General features: G+C 57.7%; 17 protein-coding genes. 11 read left to right on the top strand and 6 right to left on the bottom strand.

Going from position 1 to position 24,318, the window contains the following annotated elements; translation table 11 throughout:
- Positions 1–74: 74 nt before the first annotated feature.
- The gene (locus tag VJ464_10665) at positions 75–908 is read right to left on the bottom strand and encodes a transglycosylase SLT domain-containing protein (protein HKQ05585.1); all 834 of its coding nucleotides are present in this window, start codon (positions 906–908) and stop codon (positions 75–77) included.
- Between the two features lie 205 nt (positions 909–1,113).
- On the opposite strand from VJ464_10665, the gene VJ464_10660 reads away from it, so the two are divergent.
- From VJ464_10660 to VJ464_10620, 9 genes are all read left to right on the top strand, one after another.
- Entirely contained in the window at positions 1,114–1,581 is a 468-nt protein-coding gene (locus VJ464_10660) for a hypothetical protein (protein ID HKQ05584.1), read from the top strand.
- A gap of 25 nt (positions 1,582–1,606) precedes the next feature.
- A complete protein-coding gene (locus tag VJ464_10655) occupies positions 1,607–1,963 on the top strand; it encodes a hypothetical protein (protein ID HKQ05583.1) in 357 nt (118 codons plus the stop codon).
- Positions 1,951–4,794, top strand: a complete 2,844-nt coding sequence (locus VJ464_10650) for a hypothetical protein (protein ID HKQ05582.1) — start codon at positions 1,951–1,953, stop codon at positions 4,792–4,794. Before VJ464_10655 ends, VJ464_10650 begins: the two co-directional genes overlap by 13 nt.
- A gap of 49 nt (positions 4,795–4,843) precedes the next feature.
- Positions 4,844–5,746, top strand: coding sequence for a hypothetical protein (locus VJ464_10645; protein HKQ05581.1), 903 nt, complete (start codon positions 4,844–4,846; stop codon positions 5,744–5,746).
- A 13-nt stretch (positions 5,747–5,759) separates the two neighbouring features.
- On the top strand, positions 5,760–7,859 hold the full coding sequence (locus VJ464_10640; GenBank protein ID HKQ05580.1) for a hypothetical protein: 2,100 nt from the start codon (positions 5,760–5,762) through the stop codon (positions 7,857–7,859).
- Between the two features lie 41 nt (positions 7,860–7,900).
- Positions 7,901–8,413: a PH domain-containing protein gene (locus VJ464_10635; GenBank protein HKQ05579.1), complete on the top strand. Its 513-nt coding sequence runs from the start codon at positions 7,901–7,903 to the stop codon at positions 8,411–8,413.
- Between the two features lie 407 nt (positions 8,414–8,820).
- Positions 8,821–10,059, top strand: coding sequence for a hypothetical protein (locus VJ464_10630; GenBank protein ID HKQ05578.1), 1,239 nt, complete (start codon positions 8,821–8,823; stop codon positions 10,057–10,059).
- A 173-nt stretch (positions 10,060–10,232) separates the two neighbouring features.
- Entirely contained in the window at positions 10,233–10,505 is a 273-nt protein-coding gene (locus VJ464_10625; GenBank protein HKQ05577.1) for a hypothetical protein, read from the top strand.
- Positions 10,506–10,551: 46 nt separating this feature from the next.
- The gene (locus VJ464_10620) at positions 10,552–11,730 is read left to right on the top strand and encodes a tyrosine-type recombinase/integrase (GenBank protein ID HKQ05576.1); all 1,179 of its coding nucleotides are present in this window, start codon (positions 10,552–10,554) and stop codon (positions 11,728–11,730) included.
- Positions 11,731–12,425: 695 nt separating this feature from the next.
- On the opposite strand, the gene VJ464_10615 is transcribed toward VJ464_10620, so the two are convergent.
- From VJ464_10615 to VJ464_10595, 5 genes are all read right to left on the bottom strand, one after another.
- Complete coding sequence (locus VJ464_10615) at positions 12,426–16,649, bottom strand: tubulin-like doman-containing protein (protein ID HKQ05575.1); 4,224 nt, start codon at positions 16,647–16,649, stop codon at positions 12,426–12,428.
- A gap of 9 nt (positions 16,650–16,658) precedes the next feature.
- Positions 16,659–17,693 carry a hypothetical protein gene (locus tag VJ464_10610; protein ID HKQ05574.1) on the bottom strand — a complete coding sequence of 345 codons (1,035 nt, stop codon included), beginning with the start codon at positions 17,691–17,693 and terminating at the stop codon, positions 16,659–16,661.
- On the bottom strand, positions 17,645–18,619 hold the full coding sequence (locus tag VJ464_10605) for a MoxR family ATPase (protein ID HKQ05573.1): 975 nt from the start codon (positions 18,617–18,619) through the stop codon (positions 17,645–17,647). The genes VJ464_10610 and VJ464_10605 overlap by 49 nt, the downstream gene beginning before the upstream one ends.
- Positions 18,620–18,630: 11 nt before the next feature.
- The gene (locus tag VJ464_10600; protein HKQ05572.1) at positions 18,631–19,974 is read right to left on the bottom strand and encodes a toll/interleukin-1 receptor domain-containing protein; all 1,344 of its coding nucleotides are present in this window, start codon (positions 19,972–19,974) and stop codon (positions 18,631–18,633) included.
- 651 nt (positions 19,975–20,625) lie between these two features.
- Positions 20,626–21,207, bottom strand: coding sequence for a dihydrofolate reductase family protein (locus VJ464_10595; protein ID HKQ05571.1), 582 nt, complete (start codon positions 21,205–21,207; stop codon positions 20,626–20,628).
- Positions 21,208–21,629: 422 nt separating this feature from the next.
- Between VJ464_10595 and VJ464_10590 the strand changes: the two genes are divergently transcribed.
- Complete coding sequence (locus VJ464_10590; protein HKQ05570.1) at positions 21,630–23,561, top strand: HAMP domain-containing sensor histidine kinase; 1,932 nt, start codon at positions 21,630–21,632, stop codon at positions 23,559–23,561.
- A gap of 19 nt (positions 23,562–23,580) precedes the next feature.
- The gene (locus VJ464_10585) at positions 23,581–24,267 is read left to right on the top strand and encodes a response regulator transcription factor (GenBank protein ID HKQ05569.1); all 687 of its coding nucleotides are present in this window, start codon (positions 23,581–23,583) and stop codon (positions 24,265–24,267) included.
- Positions 24,268–24,318 lie beyond the last annotated feature (51 nt).

The following is a 24,318-nucleotide window of genomic DNA, read 5'->3' as shown; positions in this document are numbered from 1 at the left end:
GAGGGGAGGGGTGTGACGCTGGCGTCACACATGGGGTGTGACGTTTCACACACACCTCCCTATGGGAAGACTGGTCAGTGAATGTAGGTCGAGCGGGTCTTGTGTATTACAGTTGATGCTCCAAATGGTTTCGTCGGTGAAGAAGGTTGCTCGGATTTAGTGCTAGCCGGAATGACAACATATCTGTTTAGGATCTGGAGTTGCGGAGGTACGGGAATGTCTCTTTGCGGAGGTGCATTATTTTGAGGATGCGATTCAGCGACTCGCTGCGCGCCGCTGAATCTACCGACTCCGAAGGCGATCAGGGCGAGTTCATCCTTCGTGATTTGACGATCTCCATTGAGATCGAGACCTTTGTTTAACGAATAAGCTTGGCGCTCCTTCGATGAACTATTGAGAGGGGCCACCACCGTTTCAGGCCCACCCTCTATAATGAAGCCCCGAAAAACTGCAAGATAGACATCTGCCAGGCTATTCAATTGGCCTTTGAAGGGTGTGAAGTATTTTTCAACAAATCGTAGTTGCTCAACCGGGGTCATCCGGCGAACGGCTGCCGTCGTGGTGCCCAGGCCAACAGCCGTTTGCCTGATGAATTGCAGCAGCCCGCTCGCCGTCTGTCCAGGCAAAGGATTATGGGCCGAAGCCACAAAAGAGGACTCGCACGCCATCACATTCAGCAGCCATTCGGGACGGGTTCCGAGCCTTGCCGCGACCCGTTGCAACTCCGGCAAGAATTCCGGGTAATAGGCGATCAAACGTTCAAAGTTCCGTCTTGCCTCCTTTGCTCTCGCCTCAGTCCGAGCGAACAGACTGCTCAATTGACTTGGCTGCATCATCTCCTGAGCCTGTGCCATCGAAGCCATAAACAACATAAGGGCTGTAGCGCCCATGAGTATCAATCTTCGCATTCGAATGTTCCTCCAAAATGTCGGTCTGGTCGCTTCTGCAAGGTGGATGCCGCCGATACCGGCTGAACGAGTGGCACAGCCCTTGATTAACAACGCGAGCGAAACTCATCCGCGATGACGACGCGAGATCCTCACACGAGAGGGAGTGATCGTCACTTCACTTCGGGCGGGGTAACAAACTTATAGGTCAGTTAAGGAGCAAGTGATGAAAAGGTTCATCGAATGGATAGGTGTGCGCACGGAGGCTTACAGAATCAATGATGAGGTTTATGCAAGCTCACGAGCCGCCCGTTTCGGACAGCGTGCGATTCAACTGGCGGCGATCATTCGTGCCATCGAACCGCTGCTGGTGATCGGTGCTACGGCCCTTTTAATGATCGTTGTGGCTGTGCACCCGGCACTCGCACAGACGCCCGGCGGCTCCATCTTCGGCGGCAATGACCAGTCGCTCGGCAACGGCGTGCGCGAGGCCATCAAGTGGGGGCGCAATCTGCTCTTCCTGCTCGGCGTGGTCGGCGTCGGCTGGGGCATCTTCAACCTGATGACCGAACGGGCGTGGGGGAGGCAGATCATCGGCGGCTTGCTGTGCCTCGGTTTCGGCGGCGCGGTATCGCTCATCTACAGCTTCTCGCAAGGCAACGCTGTCAATCTTGATACCGACCTCGGCAACTAGAAAGCGGTTATCCGTGAGGGGATACATGCGACCACGACCCATCAGATCGAACATCTACCTGCCGGTGGTGCGCTTCGGCGTCGCCACCAGTGATTGGAAATTTGTACTGGCAGCCACCCTTATCGGCTACGGCGTGCCGTTCTGGCTTGACCTGAGGCTCTGGAAAGTGCCGCTGGAGTTGTGGACCGGGATACTGGCGGCTGGGTTGAGCATCGCCTTCTTCAACTTTGTGCGGATCGGCAGGCGATCTTTCTGGTTGCAGCACCACTTGCGGGCGATCACGGAGAAGTCCTGCCATCGCCGCACTATCCCGGCTGACTCAGCGAGAGAGCCACGCAGATTGTGGATGATACAAGGAGGAGATTCGCAATGGATGCAATAACGATCATCAGTGGAATTATGACGGCAGCGGGCGCAGGACTCGGTCTCGGAGTTGGCGCGCGCCTCTTGCCCCTTGGACTGCGCGCACAACGCGATCTGCGAAATTGGAAACTGAGTCCCGAGGCCGCAAGTCACCGGCGCACCACAGAAGTCGAAGAACGCAGGCTGAGACTCGCGCAGCCAAACGGTCGCAAGCGTGACTCTTCAATCATCGGCATCTATGAAGAGACATTGCGACATACGGACGGCGCATACACCAGAGGCTACGAGGCCGAACTACAACCGACCATGCTCGCCCCTGATTCAGTTGTCGAAGCGCGCTATGACGAACTGGCGCGGATGCTCGCGGTTGAGAAACCAACAGGAACCGTCATCCAGTTCCGATTTTCATCCGGTCCCGACCCGGGCCGTGCCATCGCCGCTCATCTTATGGCGCGTGGTGACGAGGCGCTCACCCACCCGGAAGCCTCACTGCTTCACGCGATGAACCTGGATTTCTACAAGACGGTCGCCGAATCCAGGGTCTACCGTCACGGCAAGCTCTCGGTCTGGGTGCGCGTGCCGGTGCGCTTGGCAGGCGATGCGACTAGCAAGGGATTGAGCGCATTCATCCCTGCTGCTGGGCGTGAGATCAGGAGGCAAGGGCTATCACATCTCGCGCGGGCCATTCGTTCAAGCTACGCTGCCACCCGTGATGACGGCGTGGTACGACGCATTCTGGAGGACGAGCAGGCAGCAAGAGAACAGGCCGAGAAAGTCTTCCGTCTGGTCGAGCGTGAATCTCCTCTACCGCTGCGGCGGTTTGATCGGGATGAGCTCTGGGAGGCCATCTACCTCGGCCACCGGCAGAACGCTGGAACCGTTCCCATCCTTCCTGATGTTCCTGGCTTCGACATCCGTGATTACCTCTGTGGAGAGACGATTGATGGGGATGGCTGGTACGTTATGCATGGCTCTTATCCCGCCTGCATCGTCTCGATGTTTGTGCCACCACAGCCGACGGTGTCGGCTGACGCCTTACGCAGCCTGACGCTTCATCCCGGCCTTACCTTCCGCCACACGCTGGTTGCGGAATACATCACCCTCAATCAGCGCAAGGCCGTAGAGCGGCTCGACCGGCGCATCCGCCAGGTCCGCCGCACACATATTCGGGCTGATGGGCGACACCGCCAGACGCCGGAAGCGAGGGCGGCGCTCGCTGATCTTGAGAGCGTCAGATATCACATTACCGGTTCCAGGGAAGCGCTCATCCAAACGCGCTTCTACGCCATCATCTACGCTGATCCGGCGAGGACGCGGGCGGAGCTTCAGCAGTCACTCCGCGACCTTGATCATTACTCGGAGCAGATGGTTACCGCCATGCAGTCCATACCGGGTGTCGAAGCGGCGCGCGAAGAGCCGGCGAGTTTGCGCAGCCTTTACCATCGCGCGCTTGTCGGCGAGATGGATGCTAGACCCACCGGGCGCGAGTTCACCGAGGTTGCTCACTCGCTGGCGGCACTGGCACCAACCGAATCCGCCTGGGAAGGTGCGCGGCGACCACATACGCTCTGCTCCACGCCGACGGGCAGGCTCATTGGCTTCGACCTCTTCGACCGGGCGCGTATCATCTCGCCGCTGGTCTCGGTGCTCGGTCAGCCAGGCTCAGGCAAGTCAACGATGATGGCGCGTATGATCAATGATGTGCTCGCCAGCCTGCCCGAAGCGCGGGTGCGCGCCGTAGACTTCGGCGAATCGCTCGCGCCGCATGTCGACGTCACGCGCGGAAGACATCTGCGGTTCAGCGTCGAGGACACTCGCACCATCAACATCTGGGACTATCCCGGACTCGAACACGGCGAGATGCCGAACGAGACCGAGATCGCCCTGGTCGTCATTGATGCGATAAAACTGGCGCGGGTCAAGCCGGATGACAACATCGCCGAAGACATCCTTACGAACGTCGTGACCGAGGTGTTTAAGAATGAGGTGCCGCGCAACGGCCCTGACCGGCCTAAGCACGAGCCGACGCATTCCCACCTCCTGGCGATGCTGGAGACTTATCCCTTTCAATCCCAAGCGGTCAGGGACCGGGCGGCGACGTTGGCACTGGCGCTCGAAAAGTACCGCAACCACCCCTGGCTCGATGCGCCAACGCACCCGGACTTTGCCGTCGACTCGCCATACGATGTTTACGAACTCGATTCGCTCGACGCCTTTCCCCAGGACGTGCGCGAGACCCTGGCAAATCGCGTGGCGGCGCGAGTCATTCGTTCTATTGGCCAGATCAAGGCCGACGGAACACGCACCCCGACGCTGCTGATCTTCGATGAGGTGTGGAAGATCGTGCAGTATTACCCCGGCATCATGCGGGTGATTCAGAAAGGCGCGCGCACCGGGCGGCGCGAGAACGCGGTGACGGTACTCGCCACCCATACCTATGAAGACTTCACCGGACTGCATGACATCACCAACACGGCAGGCGTGAAGATCATCGGCAAGCAGATCGGCGACTACTCGCGACTGGTGGCGGACGCCGGGCTGTCGGAGAATGCGGCGGCAGCGATCAGCGCGATCAAGAATGTCGCCGGGCACTACGCTCAATACGTGCTGGTGATCGGCGCGGGTCAGGATCAGACAGTAGAGATGATCCAAATGGACCTCTCGCCCGCCGAGCTATGGACGTTCACCACCAATCCTTATGAGCGAAATGCGAGGGCGCGAGTCTCATCATTGAGGCCGCAGTGGCCGCTCGCGGATGTCATTGCGTGGCTGGCGGCGACCTACCCGCGCGGCTTGGCGTCCGAAGGGCTTGTCGAAATTGATGAGTCGCTATTGGCCAGCACCGCTTAAGCGAAGACACAACGGCCAGTGAGAATGATACGAAGGGAGATCAACCGAAATGAGAAGACGTCGACTACCATTCATACAGCAGGCGTTAATTGGCATCTTGCTTGGCCTGTTCATCATGCCCGCGCCGGTCGCGCAGGCCCAGTGGACGGTCTATGACCCGGCGCAATATGCGCTCCAGTGGGAGAAACGGATTGAAGAGGCCAACCGCTGGCTTCAGACCATCAGTCACTACGCACGAATCTACGAGAACGCCGTCCAACAGTTGACCACGATTAAAGGGGTGCTCACGCAAGCGGAGAAGCTGGTCTTTCATAACTCGGTCTGGCTCGCCACGATGAGCGACATTGGGCGGACGGTGCGCGGCGTGTTCCTGCTCAAGAACCAGCTCGAAGCGCTGATCAGGACGCGCATCCGCGCGATTAAAGCGATCAACGACCGCCTGCACAATGGCATCTTCGACCCCGACGCCGACCTGCGTGATCTTGAAGAGTATCTGAAGGATTCCATCGGACGAACGAGCCAGGACACGGTCGCCAACCTTGAGCGACTCGCCCGGATGGACAATCAATTGGAGCGCCTGCTTTACGATATGCAGACCGCTTCGGCAAAGAAAGCCGGGGCCGAGGCGCAGAAGAAACAGGCGCAAGCGAACCTGGATAAAGAGCTTGCCAAGCCGGAAAGCCAGCGGTGCGCTTCATGTATCTCTGACCTCAAACAGGAAATATCCAATTGCGAATTGCTGATCACCCAACTCGACGCTGACATCAGTCGCCTACAGGCTGAGATCGTCACGCGCACCAAGAAATACAACGTTGTCCTGGAGGAGCGCGTCAACTTCGGTCAGCAGGTGCAATCTTCCAACGACGCCTGGAACAGCTTCAACAAAAACAAGGATGAGTTGACGAAGCTGCTTGATGAGATTGAAGGCCGCCGCCTTCAAGACAACCCTTGAGGTGAGACAAGCTATGCGCATCATAACAATCAAAAGATGCCTTCTGGCAATTCTGCACTTTGTTGTCATCAGCCTGTGCCTGGGGTTGCCCGTCATCGCCCAGACACCTGGGCCAGCGCCAACCCCGACGCCGACGAGCGGCAGGACGCTTTCGGAAAATATCGCAGGGCTTGCACAACGCGCCGGCGAGTTGATCCCCAAGCTGCAATCGGAGGTCGAAAGCCCGCTGCTCTCCTGGTTCGAGAAGATCGCCATCGTCCTGGCGGCGCTGGTCGTGATGTTCAGCTTCGCTCGGCTCTGGCGCGAGAACAACGGCGCCGGCGCCGACGCCTTCTGGTGGTTCGGGCGATTGGCCGTCTGCCTCGCTCTTCTGGGAAGCGGGCCATTCCTGATCAACTACCTGAACAACATCGGCAACCAGATCGCACGGGGCAACGAGTTGATCGGGGACTCGGTTCTGAGCCGCTTCTATCACGGGCAGAGGGACAGCTTCAATGACAGCTACCAGAAGTTCACAGAAGGTTTGTTCACGGTCAAAGTCAACGGGCAGGATGTGCCGGTTGCGCCCGGCCCGAATGGCACCGATGTCGTTCTCGGCGTGCTTTACGACAAGGAAGCTAATCTCAAAGATGTCGAGCGCAAGCTGGACGTCTCGTCCTGGAATATGCCGACGATGTTCAGCGTGATGAGCTTCGCGCGTGGCATCATCGAATTCGGCGACCTCTTTCTGATCATGCTCGGCGGCTTCCTGCTCATCGCAGTTAGACTGGCCGCGCCTTTGATGATCGCCGTCGCCATTGATCGCAATCTAGCCAATAAGATTTCCTACCCGTTCCTCTGGGGCGTGGTCGTGCTCACGCTGGTCTGGCCGGTCGTCAGCTATCTCATTCGAGGACTCGCTTATCTCGGCGGCAACCTGGCGATGGCAGTAGGCGACCCCGACCCACTTTATGTCTGGGACCCGGCGACGATGCAGGTGATCTCAAACCCACTGGCGCAGCCCATCTACACCATCGTGATTGCGGCGGCGATCATGCTCATCACCGGTCTCTGCGTCTGGTTTTCGCCGGTCATCGCTTACAAGGTCTCGATGGGGCAGGTCTACGAATCGGTGTCTTCAACCGTGTCAGGGTGGGCGGCTGCGATTGTGGGTACCGGAGTTGAACTGGTCAGCGCGCAGGCGGCTGCTGCGCTACAAAATCAGGCCGAGAGGACGCAAGCGCAAGGAGCCTACAGCGGCGAGGTAACGCGCGCCGGCGCCGGGCTTGAAGCCGGGAATCTGGGAGTCCGGGCGAGGCAGATCGCCGCCATTGCTTCGGCGCACGGCGGTCAGGTCGCAGCCCTCGGACAGATCTATGGGGGGCGCACACAGGCAATCATGAGCGCGCAAACCGGGCAGTTATTCGGCGTCAGTTCGGCAACCGCCGCGACTGCGCTCAGCAAAGGCGATATTGAAGTACGTAACGCTCAGGCTATCGGCGACCTCAGCGTGCGGCGCGACCAAGAGAGTTCCGTAATTGAGACTAACCGTGCAGCGGACACACAGAACTGGGTTGGCGGCAAAGTCATCAAAGGGTCAGATTGGCTGGGTGGGATTGTTGAAGGGGATGGTAAGTCAACTGGCAGGACCATCATCGGCGAAGGCATAAAGGTTGGCGGCGGCGCATATGGCCTCTATCAACAGTATCGATCCATTCAAAACCGAGCCGAAGGACAGCAGAATGCACTGAACACAGCGACCGGAAGGTTCATGGAGAATCAAAGCAATGCGGCAAAGGGCCAAAGCGCCAATCAAGATGCCTACCTCGCGCAGGTGACTGAAGCGCATCAGAAATTCGCGCAGGGGCAAATTGATGCCGCTAACGCCGGCGCGTCGCAGGCGGCGGGCGGCGTCACTCGTGGCACCGCGATTACCCTCGGCGGTGTTAATCGAAGCGCGGCGTTAGAACAGCGAGCGAATCGGATTACCTTCGATGGGTCGGTCAAGGCAGCCGGTCAGGTGCGAGATGCTGCGGTTGAAGCCGCGCGGCTGCATGCGATGGCGAGCGTCATCAGCGCCGTCGGGCATAACCTTGCGCGTGAGATCGAGCACGGTTTAGCATTACGGTATTAATGCCAAGATTAAGAGAGGGTGAAATGCCTGGAGCATTAGCAATGAGCGGGACGAAAGCAGTCGCGGGGGATCGGGTTGGGGCGAATCAGATCAAGCCTGTTCTGATTGATCATCCCGACCTGCGATTGATCAAGCTCGGCTACCTAGTGCCGCTGGCTCTGGTGGCCGCAGGTGTGGTGATCCTTCTGCTGTCAGTCAGCGACGCCGCTAAAATCGGCATCGGGTATGCGCTCATCATGGCTCTGGGAAGTATGCTGACCTTCCTCCTCTCTTCCCACGCGAGACTGCGCAAAGCGAGCTACACGGTAACCGCCGACTATATCGAAGCCCAGACTGGCACCTTCGAGAAGACCTCTCGCCGCATCCCGCTCAGCTACATCCGTGATGTCACGCACCGGCAGCATTTCTTTCAGACTCTGTTCGATGTTTCCGACATCAAGGTCACGGCGACGAACGGCGATTCGGTGGTGTTTGAAAATGTCAGCAACGGCTTACATAAACGAGAGATCATCTGGGAGCTGGTGATCGCCAGATCGCCCGGCGCTTCGCGGTAAAGAAATTAACAGTCAAAGAGATCGAGATGCTGGACTACCCGTATGTCCGCGCAAGCGACGTGTGCCCATTATGCTGGAGCCATAAAGACTATGGCCTGATCGCCTGCTGGCCTTGTTATCACGCACGTGGTTTACGCTATGGCAACAACGAAATTGAAGAATTGTTGAAGCAAGCCGAATCGAGATTATGCGAAGAAGTCAGCCATCGCGCTGAAGGAGGTCAACCAAAGCGGTTATAGCTCAAGTTCGATCCGCATCATCAAGTTTCCCCTTCTGCTTCATTCTGCTCGCCAGCCCATCGAGCGCAACCCTGGACTTCGTCTGAGGGTGCTCCACTTCGTTTCGCCCCTGCGGGTGCGCTCTTTCGGGCACCCAGGCGGCGCTTGTTGCCGCTAAGGGGAAAACGATTGAAAGGCAGGATCCATAAGACCCTGCAATCAACAAAGGGCAATATGATTCAAATCATCAGGCGAAATCAAAGAACCCTAATCTCTAGCGGCTTTGCTCGCGTCAATCGACGACGACCTTGCGCCGTTTGTGGCAAACCGGATTGGTGTGTTTACACCAGAGATGAACAGGTCTCCATTTGTATGCGGGTCAGCGCGGGTGCCGTCAGGATGAATAGGCAGGGCGGATTCATTCACCTTCATTCCGATTGTTCACCGGTTACGGGACTGGACGCGCAACAGCCAGCCGACGACATCAAGCCTTCAATCCATCTCGCCCGGCTTGAGGTGCGAGATGCCGTTTATAGTGAATTGATTCGGCTCTCGCCGGCGTCGAATTATGATCGGGAACTGGTCAGCAGCCCAGGTGGCCTACTGTCACGCGGCTTTCTGCGAAAAGAAGTAGCGAAGTTTGGAGCGCTGCCACCAGAGATGAGCGAACGCGACAATCTGTCTCACAAATTGCATCGCTTCGTCAGGAAACATTCTCCTTCACTCGCGCCGCAACGCGGAGATGTGTCGCTCATCGGCATCCCCGGTTTCTGGCAGGAGCCTGACGGACGAGTGCGGTTGTGGAAGAAAGTGAATTACGATCACCCGTTTCTCATTATTCCCTACCGTGATGCAGAAGGACGCATCCAGGCATGTCAATTGCGAGCCTCTAGTGAAGATGCGGAGAAGAAGAAACGGTATTGCTGGCTTTCATCAGCAGGTAAACCTCAAGGAGTTGGAACAGGTGACCCTATCCATTTCACATTTATTGAGAGGAACTGCTCGCCAGGCAGCCTACGTCTGGTCACCGAAGGCGCGCTCAAGGGAGAAGCGTTCATGTCACTCAGACCGCGCAACTTTGTCATAGCCACATCAGGGGTAGGAAACTCTCGCGCTCAATTGATTGCTGCCACTCGCTGGCATGACCTGTTGATCGGCTTCGACATAGACCACCGTTCGAACCCTTCCGTCTGCGGTCAACTCGCGGCGCTGATCGCGGAGCGGGCACGCGATTCAGCGGTGTGCCGCACCCCTAATTCAAGAACGGAAATCATAGTCTGGGATAGTCCCACCAAAGGAATTGATGACGCGGCGCTAGCAGGCATTCCTTTAAACACGATTAATGTCACACGATGGGTTGAAACACTTGAGAGGGATTCTCTTGAACGTGTTAGGGAGGTGTGGGACAGATTGGAATTTAGGCTCTGAGAAGCAGCCACAGCCACAGGCCACAAGTCGCTATGTGATCAAGCATATGGAAAAGTTGAGTTCGCAGGGGAATCTATCAGGGAATTATCTTGGTTACGTGCATTGGCCGGTGTGACAATTGCCGAACAATTATAGATGCAGGACACCATATGACGATTGGACAGAGGAGAAAGATGAGCAGTCAACCAAACATTTTTCCAACGAGACGTGAAGCTGAATTGAGTCTTAATCTCCCTGTGCCGCGCATCTGGACCCCGAAGCACCTGGCCGAGTTTCTCGGTGTCTCTATCTCGTGGGTCTACAAGCGCACCGAAGCAGCAGCGGAAGATCCGATCCCGCGCGTGCTAGGGGTTGGTCGTTTGCGCTTCGATACGTATGCGCCGGCATTTCAGGCTTGGATGCGGCGGCAGCTTGGCTATGTTGACAGAGGTGAAACCGATGGATAGAGTAGCGGCGAAAACAGCCTGTGAGTCACAACAAAGGAGGTTTGTTATGACTCGCAGAGTAAACGATCAGAAAGGAAACATCCAATTTCACTGCGGAAGTTGGACGCTTCGCTATCGCGAGCTTGATCACGCGACGGGCACCTGGAAGACGCGCCGCGTCGTGCTGGGCAAGTTCAAAGACGAAGACGCCGCGCTCAAAGCAGCTGAGCCGATTATGGCAGAGGTCAACCACCGTAATAGATCGGAGCCGCAACAGCTCTACGCCGATATTACCTTCAAGGAGTTTATCGGAACTCACTGGGAGGCATACCGGCGCACGGCGAAGCATCAGCCGACGACTATAGAGAATCACAACAGCCTGACGAAAAATCACCTCATGCCGTTCTTCAAAAAAAGGAGATTGCGCGAGGTGCAGCCGTCGGATATCAGCAGGTTCCTACAGTCGAAGACTGATGAAGGGCTTTCCGGCAACACGTTGCAGAATCTCTATGGGCTGCTGCGTTTGATGTTTGACATCGCCGCACAGTTCGACATCATAGATAAAAGCCCCGTCAGGCCGAAGCTGCATAAGCCTGAATTTGAGAAGGTGAAAAAGCCAACTCTCGCCGCCGCTCAAATCAAGGACATCATCGCTCGTCTGCCGGACGAGACGGAGCGCGTCTTCGCGTTACTCCTCGCCGTTACCGGCATGCGGATCGGTGAGGCGCTGGCCTTGCGCTGGACAGACTTCGACCCGGCAAAGTGTGAATTGTCCATCCATCACACTCTTCACAGGTTTAAGTTGAAAAAGCCGAAGACCGCAGGCAGCTTCGGCACACTTAAGCTTGATCTGCGCATTGCATCGCTGCTCTCCACGCACCGGACAAGATCGCCATTCAAAGCAGAAAAAGATTTCATTTTCTGCCGCGCCGATGGTCGCCCGCTCAACCAGTCTGCGCTTAGGAATCACCTTTACGCTGTCATGGACGAGTTAGAGATCGCACGTGCGAAGGGCATGCACGGCTATCACATCTTCCGGCACTCGGCGGGAACAATCCTTCACAAGCGGTCGCGCGACCTGAAGGTAGTACAGTCTCTGCTCCGACACTCCGACATCTCGACAACGGCGGACATCTATGTTCACCTCGACGACGAGGTTATCAGCGAAGGAGTAGGTATCCTTGCGGACGAAATCCTCGGGAACTGTGACCGAACTGTGACCGAGGAGAGTAAGATGGTGAGTTAAATCCTATGTTCATCGCAGATCCGAAAATCCAGCGATTATTAAGGATGTAAAAAAACGGTTCGGCCCTTTTCTGTTTCCATCATTTACATCAAGACTTAGGCGGAATGCTTTGCAGAGTTTTGCACGTAACTGTGACCCACCTGTGACCCAACTGCGGCTTGATTACGCCCTGAGCCGACAACCACAAGGAGGACATGAGAGCCGCAGAATGAGTGCCGATCCACAATGAACAACCGCCTGTTTTTCTTGGCTGAAAGAGGCTCACAGAACTGTGACCCAACTGTGACCCAGTGATATCCAGAGACAGGTTGGAAGGAGTTGGCCGGGTCTCGAAGATGTGCAATGGGTTGATGCATCGGAGAGGTGAAGCGCGGGCAGCGCATCCGGCATCAAGGGCGCATGGTCTGAATGGCTAGTGCGCCTTTATTCTCTCAGAAATGCTGTTCAAGCAACTCCTTTCTTAATTTATCCATTGAGCCTGATAATCTTCGTTATGTAGTTTGATTTGCTCTATGGGTTTCGGATTTGAGCCACATCCGATAAGCGAATTTTGTTAAGACTGTCTCCCTATTTGTCAAATAGTGCAACACGGCTGGCTGCTACAATATGAGATGGCTCCACAAACTACTCCACACTATAAGCAGCACTGCATTCACTATTCACCGACACAATTAGCGCGAGCGGGGATCTAGGCATTATGGCAAGTTTACGCGGTATTGCAGACTAGTGCGCGTATCGGGGTCGCAGTAAAACGTGAAGACTATCTTCAGCGCCAATCGCAGGGGCGCAGGCGCATTATGCTTCAGGAAAGCATCAAGTTTATCTTTCACGAATTCGACGAGCATCTCATCACGAGCCCGGTTATTTTTCTGAGCGCTTTCGGTGACGCTTCGCCTGGCATCCTCGCGGGAGATTCTCCTCACTCCGTTGGGACTTGCCTCCCCCTGCCTGAGTACGAAATTGACTGCGGCTTTGACGACATCGGCATTCAGGTCAGACTTAGGTTCTGTGAGTTGGATATCCCCCTCCGGCCCGTGCCAGAGCCAGCCTCCATTTTCAATGTTCTCCACCGCGCCAGTAGCGATGGCGCGCACGAAGATCTGCATCATCTCCGGGTCTTCCAGCAGCCGCGTAACGCGCGGCGGGATCATCGGCACGTCGGCGAGTCCACTTTTCTGTATGTAGCTACGCTCGATGTACCAGGCTTCCATCTCCTGCCGGAACGGATGGAAGACCTGCGCCCGGCGCAGTTCCAGGTCGTGGGTTTTGTCGTCGTTCAGGGACCCGGCGCGCAATGCGAGATAGTCTTCCCGGCAGAATTGAATGTCTGCGAACTGTTCGCTGCTGGGCTTCTTGATCTTAATCAGCGTGATCGCGTTGCGATCAGAGTAAGAGTGCTCGCTCTCTGTAAGCGGCGCCCTCTCCTGTAGTCTTTTGCAAATGGCATCAGCCAGGTTTTGCTTTTCGATCTCATATGGTTTGCGATAGATCAGAGTGCGCCTCTCAGATACGCCGCCCGCGTTGATCAACGCGGCAGCTTTAGCATCCAACAGGTCCGCGACTTTGAAGGGATCAATGACTTGACGTTCCTGCGCCCAGCGAAGATAGTCAAAGACATCCCTGTAGCTCAACCGCTCGTCAATCCGATGGCGGAAGTACTCGTGCAGTTCATGAGTCAAGTTCCTGATCTCGCGCGCGGAGTATCGCTTTGGCCCGAAATCATATGACTCGATGACCAGATGGATTTCGGGCGCGCCATCGGCTGTCAAACTCGCTTCCCAATAAGAGTCCCGGAGCAAGGTATCAGCTAAACCGGCGGCTGACTGATTGCGCATCTCTTCGCGATAGCCGTGCATCTGCGGGTCAGGTTCCTGCCCAAAGCTGATCAGGATGCTGGCCTTGCGCGCGGCATTATAGAGTCGTTCCTCCAGTATGCCCTTGAGATAGACTTGCGTCACGGTGAAGAGCGCCGAGGCTTCGCCTTCGTTGCCCGACTCGCGCCGCACCAGCGTGTCAAAAAGCCGACCGCACAGGCGCTCCCACTCGCGTAGTCGCTGCCGCGCGTCGAGCGCAAGTTTTTGCAGGTCTCTCAGCAGTTCGCGCTTCAGATACCAGCGGATATAATCGGAGTACTCATTGCGCGCCTGCTGCTGGTACTCTTCTATCCACGCGCCGAAGCTGAGGAAACTGGACCTTTTACTAGTCCGTAACTCATAAATCGCCTGATTGCGGCGGCTGTCGCGCCCAGACTCTTCCCTGTCTAATACAACCAGGATTTGTCTAATGACCTCGTGGATTCTTTGCAGCGGCCCCTGGTCGTCCAGCATCCAGATTACTTCGGCCAGTAGCCGGGTCAATACGCTGCCCTGCTCTAATGTGTTGAGGTCTTGTCCGAACAAAAGGCGGTACCTGCTCAATTCCTCAATGAAGATGTCGTCAATCCGCGCCCGCAGCCGCCGAGAGACCGTTTCGTAGACATAGCGGCGGCCTTTCTCAAAAGAGTGTTCGCCGTCAACACGGCTTGTGTAGCGCCTCATTACCTCTTCCAGCCGGTCGGCAAAGCGGTCCCTGGACTCTTCCTGTGTCTCTTTTACGCCTTTGGTCAGCCTGTTTTCTTTGAACGTATTGGTCTCCCAGCCCATCATATTTTTAGGCCACCCCGGCTCAGTCAACGAAATAAAGGGGTTGGCATAAGCCAGCAGCGCCGCCTGTTCCTGAGCAGTGCGATTGTTGCCGGTCAACTCGTACCAGGCGGTGACGATACTCTCGGCATCGAGGCTGCGCGCAAAGGCTGCCCTGTTGCTCTCAGACCTTTGCTCCAACTCCAGCAGTTCTCTGAACGCTACGAGCAACGATCTAACCTTAGCCGTCGCGTTGTCCTGACGATCAGCATCGGGGCCGGAGTGGAGTCCCACAACGCGCCCGCTGACCTCTTTCGGCGCTCCCGCCCGGAGCAAGTATTCAGCCACCTGCTCCCAGGCGAATATCTCGGCAAAGATCTCGGTGGGTACGCAGATGCTCGCCGCGCCGAGAGATGAAACGGCGTAGGATTCATTGATCCTGTATTGCAACGCAGGGCCGGAGTCGGAATCCAGATAAGGCTCAATGGCGCTCGCCGCTGAGGTGAAAAATCTTCTGCGCGCGGCTTCGGTCAGGCAGTCGCCGCCGAGGTAGAGCAGATCGTCAAACAACCGATTACGGACCCGTGCTGTCTGCCGCCCGTCCCTGTCGTAGACGACACGCGAGGAGATGAGTTCGCGGCTGTTCAAATCAACGTAGCGGTCACCTGATGAAAAGCCCTCTTCCTGCACCCTGTCCAGTTCGCGCAGCATGCTGTAAGCGTGGCCTTGACTGATACCGGGCACATTGGTGTAAACGCTAGGCAGCACAATCACACCAGTGAGGTTGAGCCTGAAACTCATATAGTCAGCGGCGAGCCGCGTCAGATAGGCAGCATCAATCAGACATCCCGCGCCCGTGCCGCCAGCAGAGGAACCGATCAGCCAGATGTTAACCTCCGAGTCTCTGGTCATATAGGCCAACTGCCGGATGGTGGATTGCAGGAGGGCAAGGATTCTTTCCGCATTTTTGAACATGGCGTACCGCCCGATCTGCCGCTGCTGCGCCGCACCAGTCACAATGTTGAGGTGACTTGACGCTATGTGCTCGCTCAACCAGGGTGCGTGCAGCCAATCATTCAAATGCGGATAGGCGTCCGGATTGCCCGCTGGCAATAGATAGCGGAAGACATGCGTTTTGAGATCAGGGTCATAGTCGGTCAAGTAAAAATACTCCGTTATCGGGTCGAGCGAGGCAGCCTGATCATTGCCCGCGGCTAATCTTTCCTCTGCCTCAACGCCGAGAATTTGAACCGCCTTGCCTGGCTCCCAGTCGGCAATGGTGTCGAAGAGCAGAAACTTGAGCGCCTCCGGCACACGGCCATGTTTGAGCACGGCCAGTTCCTTAAGCGCTGTGAGGATATACGCGCCCGTTCCGCCGAATCCCATGATCAGACCTTGCATGCCTGCGGAAGTCAGTTTCTGCGAACGATAGCGCAGCCAGTACGCGTCACCGGCTGCCGTGCGCAGTTCTACCACTCTGGACTTAACCCGAACGGTCTTAGTTTCGCCCCGCCGCAGCGTGATGAATTGACGCGGCTCGTTAAGCGGGCGCAGTTCGAAAAGCAACGGATCGGTGCGCGGCACTTCCAGCGGGACGAAGCCGGGAACCTTGTTCGGGCGAAAGGTAAGGTCATAGCCAGTCAGCGTCGCCCATAGGCGTAGTTTGGGGATGGAGGCTGGAAAGATGTCAGCGAGCGCGTCAATCGGTGGCAGCGCAGGATCAGCGGCATTGACGCGCCTGCCGTCGAGCAACCCGCTAGTTACGAAGCATAACAGCGCGTAGGATTCCGTCGCCTGCGCTTCCTGCGGTAGCCGCCGGGCCGCGCTCGCGAACCAGTGCGCTATTCCCCGGTGAGCCGAAGGGTCTTCCAGCACCTTGTCTAACGCAAGGCGCAGACATGATTCAATGGCCTGCCGGGCATCGGGCGGGGCGCTCAGTGCCAGCCATACGATTTCTTCTTCGAGAATGATCGTAGCCGGAGCGCTGCTGTGCGCTTCCATAAGTAGCGCGTGCGCGGCATCAAGCCGTGATTGGTCTGCGGCCAGTCCCAACCGCAGTTCGCGTGCGGCGGCGGGGTCCAGCGCGATCCAGTCAGCCGTGCGCGTTTCGACCAGCGGGCTGAACCACAGATCAGCCTCCGCCGCCGCGTCGAAGGGCGTCAGATCCAGCCGCACCGCGCGCAATAATTCAGGTTCGATACGGGCCGCCAACGACACAAGTTCGCCCAGCCGCACAGCGTCACGATTGCACAGCTCTAAAAGGGCGATTGCTGCCTGGATGTCTGGCGCCGTAGGCATATGACTGTCTCAGCACTTCTCTTTGGCCCGCCGGACACCAGCCGCAGTGGTGCCGCGATCCCATTGTATGATTGTCAACTCTTTGCTCAATTTCCACGGCCAGCGCTGGCGGGGATAAGGGACCAGGGCGAGCAGCGGGCACTCTGCTACTCGCAGGTAGCGAGCTAAACGCACCCAGTCTTGAACCACCACGCGCCGCAACGAAAACTCCGGGGCGGCGATGCCCAGGTCGCTGAGCAGCAACACAGGCGTAGCGCGCGGCGGCGGCTGGAAAGGGATGAACCTCGCATCGGCCTCCGTTTCCAGACCGAATATTGGGCAGTCTTTGAAATAAAAGACCTGCACCTGTTCGTGCCCGACGACCGACCGCAGAGAATCAACCAACTGCCAGCAATCTCCGGCGAAGGGAGCCATTCCGTCGCTGACATCAATCATCACCTGGCAGCCGCGCGCCAGCGTCAGTGCGTAAAGACGGGGCAACTCAGCTGGCGCTGCGCTAAGCGCCAGAACCTCCACGGTACGAGGGATGTCCACCGCGCCATCCTCACGCCAGCTCGCCGCCGCTTCGCTCAACAGGCCCCTCGTCCATTGCGGCAAAAATAGCGGGCGATAGCGCAAGCTAAAGGCAGCAACGCGCTCCCACTCTGGCCAGGGGGCCGCCGGTTGCGGCGCCGGCTGCGAAGCAGCCGGAATACGCTCGACATCAGGCTCGGTGATGTCATATTGGACGCGTTCATCAGAGGGAGATTCAGTCGGGGGCTCAGACTTATCTTCGTTATCATTCTGCTGGGTCGTTACGTCAGATTGGAACGGTAGCGGCGTAATCTCGGCGGCTTCGAGCGGCGGCGGCGCATCAAGTTGCGGCGCGGCGTCAAGTTGTTCGAGTCTGAACCCAAGCGACCGGGCGATAGTGGCGGTTATTTGCGGATCGCTGCAGCCTATGGCTGCAATGGCGCGCGCCAGATCGCCAAGGAAGATTTCGCCGCCGAGATGTCTCATCCTTCCACCTGCTTGTCGAAAACGGCCGCCTGGATGATCCGCCATTCAGGAGTGTCTCCGGGAAAGATGTTAAGTTGAAGACAGGCGCGCACGGCGTCCAGATACTCAGGTGTGCTCGGCGTCGGTCCCCCGCGCTCGGCCGCGTTGCCCCTCATTTCCACGACCCTGGCGGCAAGTTGCTTAAACAACTCCTGCTGCTGCCCCTGCTCAGGGAAATGCTGATTGGCTATCTCCACCAACCTGACCGCGTCGGGAGGTTCGAGCCGGTGTACAATGCAGCGGCGCACGAACGCGGCTGGCAAAGCGCGTTCATTGTTTGAGGTAATGATGACCAGAGGTGTTAGCTCAGATTTAACTTCGTGATCGGTCTCTGTGACGCGGAAACGCTGCGAGCCGATGGCGACTAGTAGGTCGTTAGGCACATCAGGGTCGGCTTTATCTATTTCATCCAGCAGCACGACGCTCGGATGAAGGTAACCGCGCAGCATAGCGTTGCGCTGACCCTCATCACCTTCGGTCGGCGGAGTGTCCGGCTGAGGCGGGGCGGACCGACCGCGCCGGAGTGCGTCCACAGGATTGAAGGCCCACCACAGCACACGTGGTTCAATGTAAGCGGTTAGTTCTTCCACTTCGCTGCGGGCCTGCGCGTCGCGCAACCGCCGGACTGCGTCGAAGCTCCACATCAAATCCTGCGCTCTGGTGCGCGAGGTGATGACTTGCTCGAAATAGTTCCAGTTCATCGTTCGCGCCACGAACGCGGCTAGCGAGGATTTGCCCGACCCCGGCGCACCGCATAGCAGCAATGGGCGACCTGTAGCGAGCGCTACTTTGACGACCAGCACTGTCGGGTCTCGCTCTAGCGGCTCAGTGAAGACATAAAATGAGCCATCACGTAAGTCACGCCCGGCGGCTGGCTTGCCGGTAGGAGGCAGCAACGGATATTTAGGGTCAAACACTGTGGCGTACTTCATGGCACTAATCCTTACGGGTTGTCGAGTCTGTCGAGCGGTTCACCGATCAATTTCAGCAGCCGACCATATTCCACATAGGCATCGCGTTCAGTCTCAAGATCAAGCGGCGGCGCGAGAAAATCGGCGCAGGGCAATTCCAGATCAGCGAACCCGGTTTGCGTCAGCGTTTCGCTATGGAAAAAGAGTGTAACGTTGGGGAATTCGTCGAGGATCATTTCGGCTCTGTCTTTATCTACAGCGTCAAGCGGAATGATTAAAAATACGGGCTCGCCCTCCTGCTCGCGATCTTCAATTACCTTGCGAAGCTTCTCTCTGGCATCTTCATATCTGCCTTTTGGAGGACGATGAAAGAAGGCATGATACAAGCAACTTACGATATGCTCCAGGAAGCTATCATGACTGCCGATGGGTTTACGGCCGCCGCCGTCCAAATTGGAAACATAGACCGCACAGGCGCGCGGATGGCAGTAGCCGCGTAGCAGATACATTCTTTCGCTCAGGCCCCACTCGCGCGCCCATGCTACAGCCCGCGTTCTGGGCACTCGCGCCGCGATGTCGGGCAGTTTGCTGGCGGCTTCGGCGTTGACCCAACAAAAGGGGAAGACAAAGTCTAGCAACAGCGACCGTTGGCATTGATCAAGCTTCTTGATACGCATTCCATCCAGCATCGTGCGCAGCCTGCGGAAACGAAAGACACTGGGCTCAGTCTCCGCCCTTAGCAGCGCGCGGACAATCATTTGTGCGCGATCTATTTGGGCTCCTGCCAGCAACGGCCCGATGGCCAGCGCATCACTGATCCTCTTTAACTCTTCATCAGCAAATGAAAAGCAAAAAAACGAGAAGAGATGTTCTTCGATTTTGTGTTGGGGGATGCGTTGGGGAAGTAGGTTGAGAAATAAAAGCAGTTCCTCCAAAACCTGGGCTTCGTTGGTTTCAGTAAGCCTCAGCATTTGTCTTTCGGTAATCTGCTGCGGCCCCATTCGCTTCTTCAGGTACGCCTCCGTCACTTGGGGGAAACAAACAGGAAGCAGCATCAAGTGATTAGGATGAAATTGCCGACGTTGCTGTAATAGCGTAACCTCCTGCTTAACATAATCAGAACGGGCGGCGGCTTCGGAGAGCAAGACAATCGCTGCATCGCAGCTTAACACCCACTCCCGAATCACCTCGCTCCACTTCTCGCCTGTCAGTATGTTTGTCTTATCCAACAGGACTTCAAACGCTTCTGTCCCGTCGTTGTTTCTGGCTTGCTTGAGCGTTTGATAGAGGCGATCCAGAAAGCAAACAGCGAGTGGATCTCCGGTTTTAGTGCTATGGCTAATGAATACTTTGGGTTTGTGTGGCAAACATTGCATAGGTTAGTGATAAACTCCGTTCGACATCAAGAACTCTCTAAACCGGAATGCAGAAGGTGGTATATTCGACATTGAGATTAAGCCCTGTTTATTGGCGTTTTCGCATCATCGAGTGTCCCGATCTCGTGCTATCTGGTTTAGATTAGCGATCCTAGATTCGCCAGGGCCTAATTCGACTTCATAAATCCATACCTGTCTGAAGAATTTGATCCGTAACGCACTCGCCTTAGACGGCGAATCAGACAGAATACGAATTCTCATTCCTCACTACCCATCTATTAGCGGACTATTTTGAGGAGCTGCCAGAAGTATCACCCCTTCAAGCAAACGCAATAGCGAACGGGTATGACAGCTGATTTTACACAATGAGAGACGCCAAATCCAAGAAGAACGCGTCTGATTCCGATTGCAAAAACCGGCGCTCAGCCTCGCGCTTCCAAGACTTAATGAGCAGTAATGATCCATCACAATAAGATGAGAAAAAAGCTAACCCTACAAAGGAGGGGCGCGCCGCTTTAGCCCGCGCCGCTCATCCCGCGATTACAAAAAGCGGCGAGCCGAACAGCCGCGCTAACGGCTACTTCGTCCGGCCCGCCTTTGCCATGATGAGCAAGGGATGATTGCGCTGCGACGGCTCCGGTGCAGTCGGGGTTAGGCGGTCTTCAAAGGCCCGGCGACCTTGTAAGTACTGAGGATGATGCCGGACGGCATTGCTGTCGTGCTGACAAGCTCGAATGACCGTGCCGGGGTTCCCTCCGCAAAGAAGCGCTTCCCCGTGCCTAACAGGACCGGATAGACGACCAGCAGGACTTCATCCGCAAGCCCATGTTCGAGCAGCGTCGATGTCAGCGTGGAGCTACCCCAGAGGATAAGCTCCGGGCCGTCCTGCGACTTGAGGCGGCCAACGCCCTCGACGATGTCCGGTCCAAGGCCCTCGAACGGGCCCCATTCAAGACTCTCCGGACGGTGGGTTGCGATATATTTTGTTGCCGCATTGAGGCCGTCCGCCATCGGACTGCTCGGCGCCTTTGGCCAGAAGCCCGACCAGATATCGTAGGTGCGACGGCCGAGCAGCAGGTCGAAGCTCGCGCCCTGCGCGGCGATGAGTGCATCCCGGCCCGCGGGGGTCCGATAGGGCGCGGTCCAGTCGCTGTAGGGGAAATCGTCGTCATCGTCGGAGTGCTGGATCACGCCGTCCAGCGAGATGTGTTCGATGATTTTGAGCTTTCTCATTTGAGTCTCCGTGTTCTGGGGTTGGTGTTTCTGAGGATACCTTCATCCTCGCCTGGCCGACTGAAAGCATATTGAGCACCTAACGCCCGCGTTCAGCGGGGCCCCGAGCGGCAGCATATTGCAAGGCACATTGCATTGCAAGGCAGGCCCGCGGCATTCCTACCACACGGCCCGGCTGTGGGCGGCGAAAACCTATGCCGCCGCCGATACAAGTTACCGCAAGTGCCGAGGCTACGTTTGTCAAAGACGAAGCGGGTCAGGTCACCGCTCTGGTGATTAACAGGGGCGGGCGGGACATTCGGGCGAAGAAGATCAAGTGATTTACTCAGCTGCCGCGGGGCTTCGACGCTGGCATATGTTAAGGATGTAAAATCGGCGCGGCGACGAACACGGCGCGAAGACGTGATGTTATAATCGCCCCTGTGAAGCACTGGAAACGCAAGCCGTCGTTGATGCTTGTGCTGGTCGTGGCGCTGATTGCGCTGCTGCCGCTGCTGGCCGTATTGCAATTCCGCTGGCTTGGCGAAGTCAGCCGCGCCGAGCGCGACCGCATGCAAGCGAGCCTCAAGACGGCCGTCGCCAATTTCACGCAGGACTTTGATCGCGAACTGTCGCGCGCCTGCTTGAGCCTGCGCATGGATGCGCGCACTGAGCGTGCGCGCGACTGGCAGACTTACGCGCGCCGCTACGATCAATGGGCGCAGTCCGCGCCTTATCCGCAACTGGTCAGCGGCGTCTATCTCGTCGAGCCCGCTGCCGGTCAGCCCACCGCTGCGGGCCGCTTGCAGGCTTACCGCTTCGAGCGCGCCGCGCTGAGCTTCACGCCGACGGACTGGCCCTCCGGGCTGCTACCGTTGCGCGCCACACTGGAGCAGGAGTACGAAGACGCGCTTCAGTCGTCGCGTTTCGTCTATCGATCCGCCGTTGAGGTGATTGACGGCGATGCGATGGCGCTCGTCATGGCGGTCGCCGACCCGCTTATGCTCGAACAGCCCGGCCTGACGCCGCCTGCTCCTGTCACCAGCCATGTCATCGTTACCCTTGATGCTAATTGCATCCACAACTACATGATTCCACGACTGGCGGCGCGTTACTTCACGGGCGGCGACGGCCTGGATTACCGGCTCGTCATCACGCGTCGCGATAATCCGGCCAGTGTAATTTATCAAACAGAGAGCGGCGCGGCGGCGAACATCCTGGCGGCGGCTGATGCCAGCGGCGCGCTGTTCGGCGTGCGCGCCGAATCGCCGGTTCGCATTGAAGGCGTCACCCACGAGATCGAGCAGTCTACGACGACCGCCGGCAAGAAAGAACATACCGCCGTCCGCTTCTTCAATCTGGCGATGAAGCGCGATGGCGCTGTGGTCAAAAGCGCCCTCGACAAAGACAGGCTGTCGGACGCTCTGGCGGACGATACGGAAGCGGGGCGCTGGCTGCTGGCGCTTCAGCACCGCGCCGGCTCGCTCGACGCGGCAGTCGGCGCGGCGCGGCGGCGCAATCTCGCCGTCAGCTTCGGCATCTTGCTGCTGCTGAGCCTCAGCATCGCCATGATTCTGGCATCGACGCGCCGAGCCGAGCGCCTGGCCCGCCAACAGATGGAGTTCGTCGCCGGCGTCTCGCACGAGATGCGCACGCCGCTAGCGGTCATCTGCTCGGCGGGCGAGAACCTCGCCGATGGCGTCATCGAAGAAGGCGAGCAGGTTCGCCGCTATGGCTCGCTGATCGAAAGCGAAGGCCGGCGGCTATCGGCAATGATCGAGCAAGCCCTGGAATTCGCCGGCATTCAATCGGGCCGCAAAGCCTACGCCCTGCGACCGGCGGACGCCCTTGAGGTGATCGAAAGCGCGTTGGCGGCCTGTGCGCCGCTCATCGAAGAAGGCGATTTTACGGTCGAAAAACAGCTCGCCGCCAAGCTCCCGCCTGTTGCGGCAGACGCGGCGGCGCTCAGCCGCGCGGTGCAGAACTTGCTGAACAACGCGATGAAGTATGGCGGCGAGCCGCGCTGGATTCGTGTAACCGCAAAGGCCGCGGCTGACGAGGTGCAGGTCACCGTCGAAGACCGCGGCCTGGGGATCAACGCAAGCGATTTGCCGCACATCTTCGAGCCATTTTATCGCGGCGCCGAAGTCACCGCGGCACAGATTCATGGCAACGGCCTGGGGTTGAGTCTGGTCAAGCATATCGTCGAAGCGCACGGCGGGCGCGTCCGCGTTCAGACCGCCGCCGGGCGCGGCAGCGCCTTCACGCTGATCTTGCCGGCCTTGATGCAGGGGGCAGAAAACAGGAGTCAGGAGTCAGGTGTCAGGAGTCAGAATGAAGAAGGAAGCCGGCTGTCGCCGCCGCTTTCATTCTGACTCCTGACTCCTTGTTGATATGACCAAGCGCATTCTGCTCATCGAAGACGAGCCCGGATTGGTGCTAACCCTAAGCGACCGCTTGGGCAAAGAAGGCTACGCGGTCGAGGCGGCGCGCGATGGCGAAAGCGGTTTGCAGCGCGCCGCAACCGAAGGCTTCGACGTCATCCTGCTCGACGTGATGCTGCCGCGCAAGAATGGCTTTGATGTTTGCCGCGACCTGCGCCAACAAGGCGTGCGAACGCCTGTGCTGATGCTGACGGCGCGCGGTCAGGTGGTGGATAAGGTCGTCGGCCTGAAGCTCGGCGCCGACGATTATTTGACCAAGCCTTTCGAAATGATCGAGCTGCTGGCGCGCATCGAAGCGCTGCTGCGCCGCGCCCCGGCGGCAACGCTTGATACCGCCGAGGTCTATCAGTTCGGCAAAGTGCGCATTGACTTTCGCAAAGCCGAAGTGACCCGCGACGGCCAGCCGGTCGAGCTGTCGGCGCGCGAGTTCGCCCTGCTGCGCTATTTCATCGAGCACCGCGAATCGGCCATCACCCGCGACACCCTGTTGAATGAAGTGTGGGGCTATCACGCCATGCCCTCGACGCGCACCGTTGACGTGCACGTCGCATGGCTGCGGCAGAAGCTCGAAACCAACCCGCGCCACCCGCAATACATCCTCACCGTTCACGGGCTCGGCTATAAATTCATCGGCTGAAGAAGGCCGCTTGCGTCCAGGTCGCACGCATTGGCAAACCGCTATAAGAAG

The organism is Blastocatellia bacterium (assembly GCA_035275065.1).
Taxonomy (GTDB): Bacteria; Acidobacteriota; Blastocatellia; order UBA7656; family UBA7656; genus DATENM01.
This window is presented reverse-complemented; position numbering and strand designations above follow the sequence as displayed.

What these genes read in the sequence shown, in the direction of transcription:
- VJ464_10665 (HKQ05585.1), bottom strand. Translation starts at nt 908, where the DNA reads ATGCGAAGATTGATACTCATGGGCGCTACAGCCCTTATGTTGTTTATG.
- VJ464_10660 (HKQ05584.1), top strand. Translation starts at nt 1,114, where the DNA reads ATGAAAAGGTTCATCGAATGGATAGGTGTGCGCACGGAGGCTTACAGA.
- VJ464_10655 (HKQ05583.1), top strand. Translation starts at nt 1,607, where the DNA reads ATGCGACCACGACCCATCAGATCGAACATCTACCTGCCGGTGGTGCGC.
- VJ464_10650 (HKQ05582.1), top strand. Translation starts at nt 1,951, where the DNA reads ATGGATGCAATAACGATCATCAGTGGAATTATGACGGCAGCGGGCGCA.
- VJ464_10645 (HKQ05581.1), top strand. Translation starts at nt 4,844, where the DNA reads ATGAGAAGACGTCGACTACCATTCATACAGCAGGCGTTAATTGGCATC.
- VJ464_10640 (HKQ05580.1), top strand. Translation starts at nt 5,760, where the DNA reads ATGCGCATCATAACAATCAAAAGATGCCTTCTGGCAATTCTGCACTTT.
- VJ464_10635 (HKQ05579.1), top strand. Translation starts at nt 7,901, where the DNA reads ATGAGCGGGACGAAAGCAGTCGCGGGGGATCGGGTTGGGGCGAATCAG.
- VJ464_10625 (HKQ05577.1), top strand. Translation starts at nt 10,233, where the DNA reads ATGAGCAGTCAACCAAACATTTTTCCAACGAGACGTGAAGCTGAATTG.
- VJ464_10620 (HKQ05576.1), top strand. Translation starts at nt 10,552, where the DNA reads ATGACTCGCAGAGTAAACGATCAGAAAGGAAACATCCAATTTCACTGC.
- VJ464_10615 (HKQ05575.1), bottom strand. Translation starts at nt 16,649, where the DNA reads ATGCCTACGGCGCCAGACATCCAGGCAGCAATCGCCCTTTTAGAGCTG.
- VJ464_10610 (HKQ05574.1), bottom strand. Translation starts at nt 17,693, where the DNA reads ATGGCGGATCATCCAGGCGGCCGTTTTCGACAAGCAGGTGGAAGGATG.
- VJ464_10605 (HKQ05573.1), bottom strand. Translation starts at nt 18,619, where the DNA reads ATGAAGTACGCCACAGTGTTTGACCCTAAATATCCGTTGCTGCCTCCT.
- VJ464_10600 (HKQ05572.1), bottom strand. Translation starts at nt 19,974, where the DNA reads ATGCAATGTTTGCCACACAAACCCAAAGTATTCATTAGCCATAGCACT.
- VJ464_10595 (HKQ05571.1), bottom strand. Translation starts at nt 21,207, where the DNA reads ATGAGAAAGCTCAAAATCATCGAACACATCTCGCTGGACGGCGTGATC.
- VJ464_10585 (HKQ05569.1), top strand. Translation starts at nt 23,581, where the DNA reads ATGACCAAGCGCATTCTGCTCATCGAAGACGAGCCCGGATTGGTGCTA.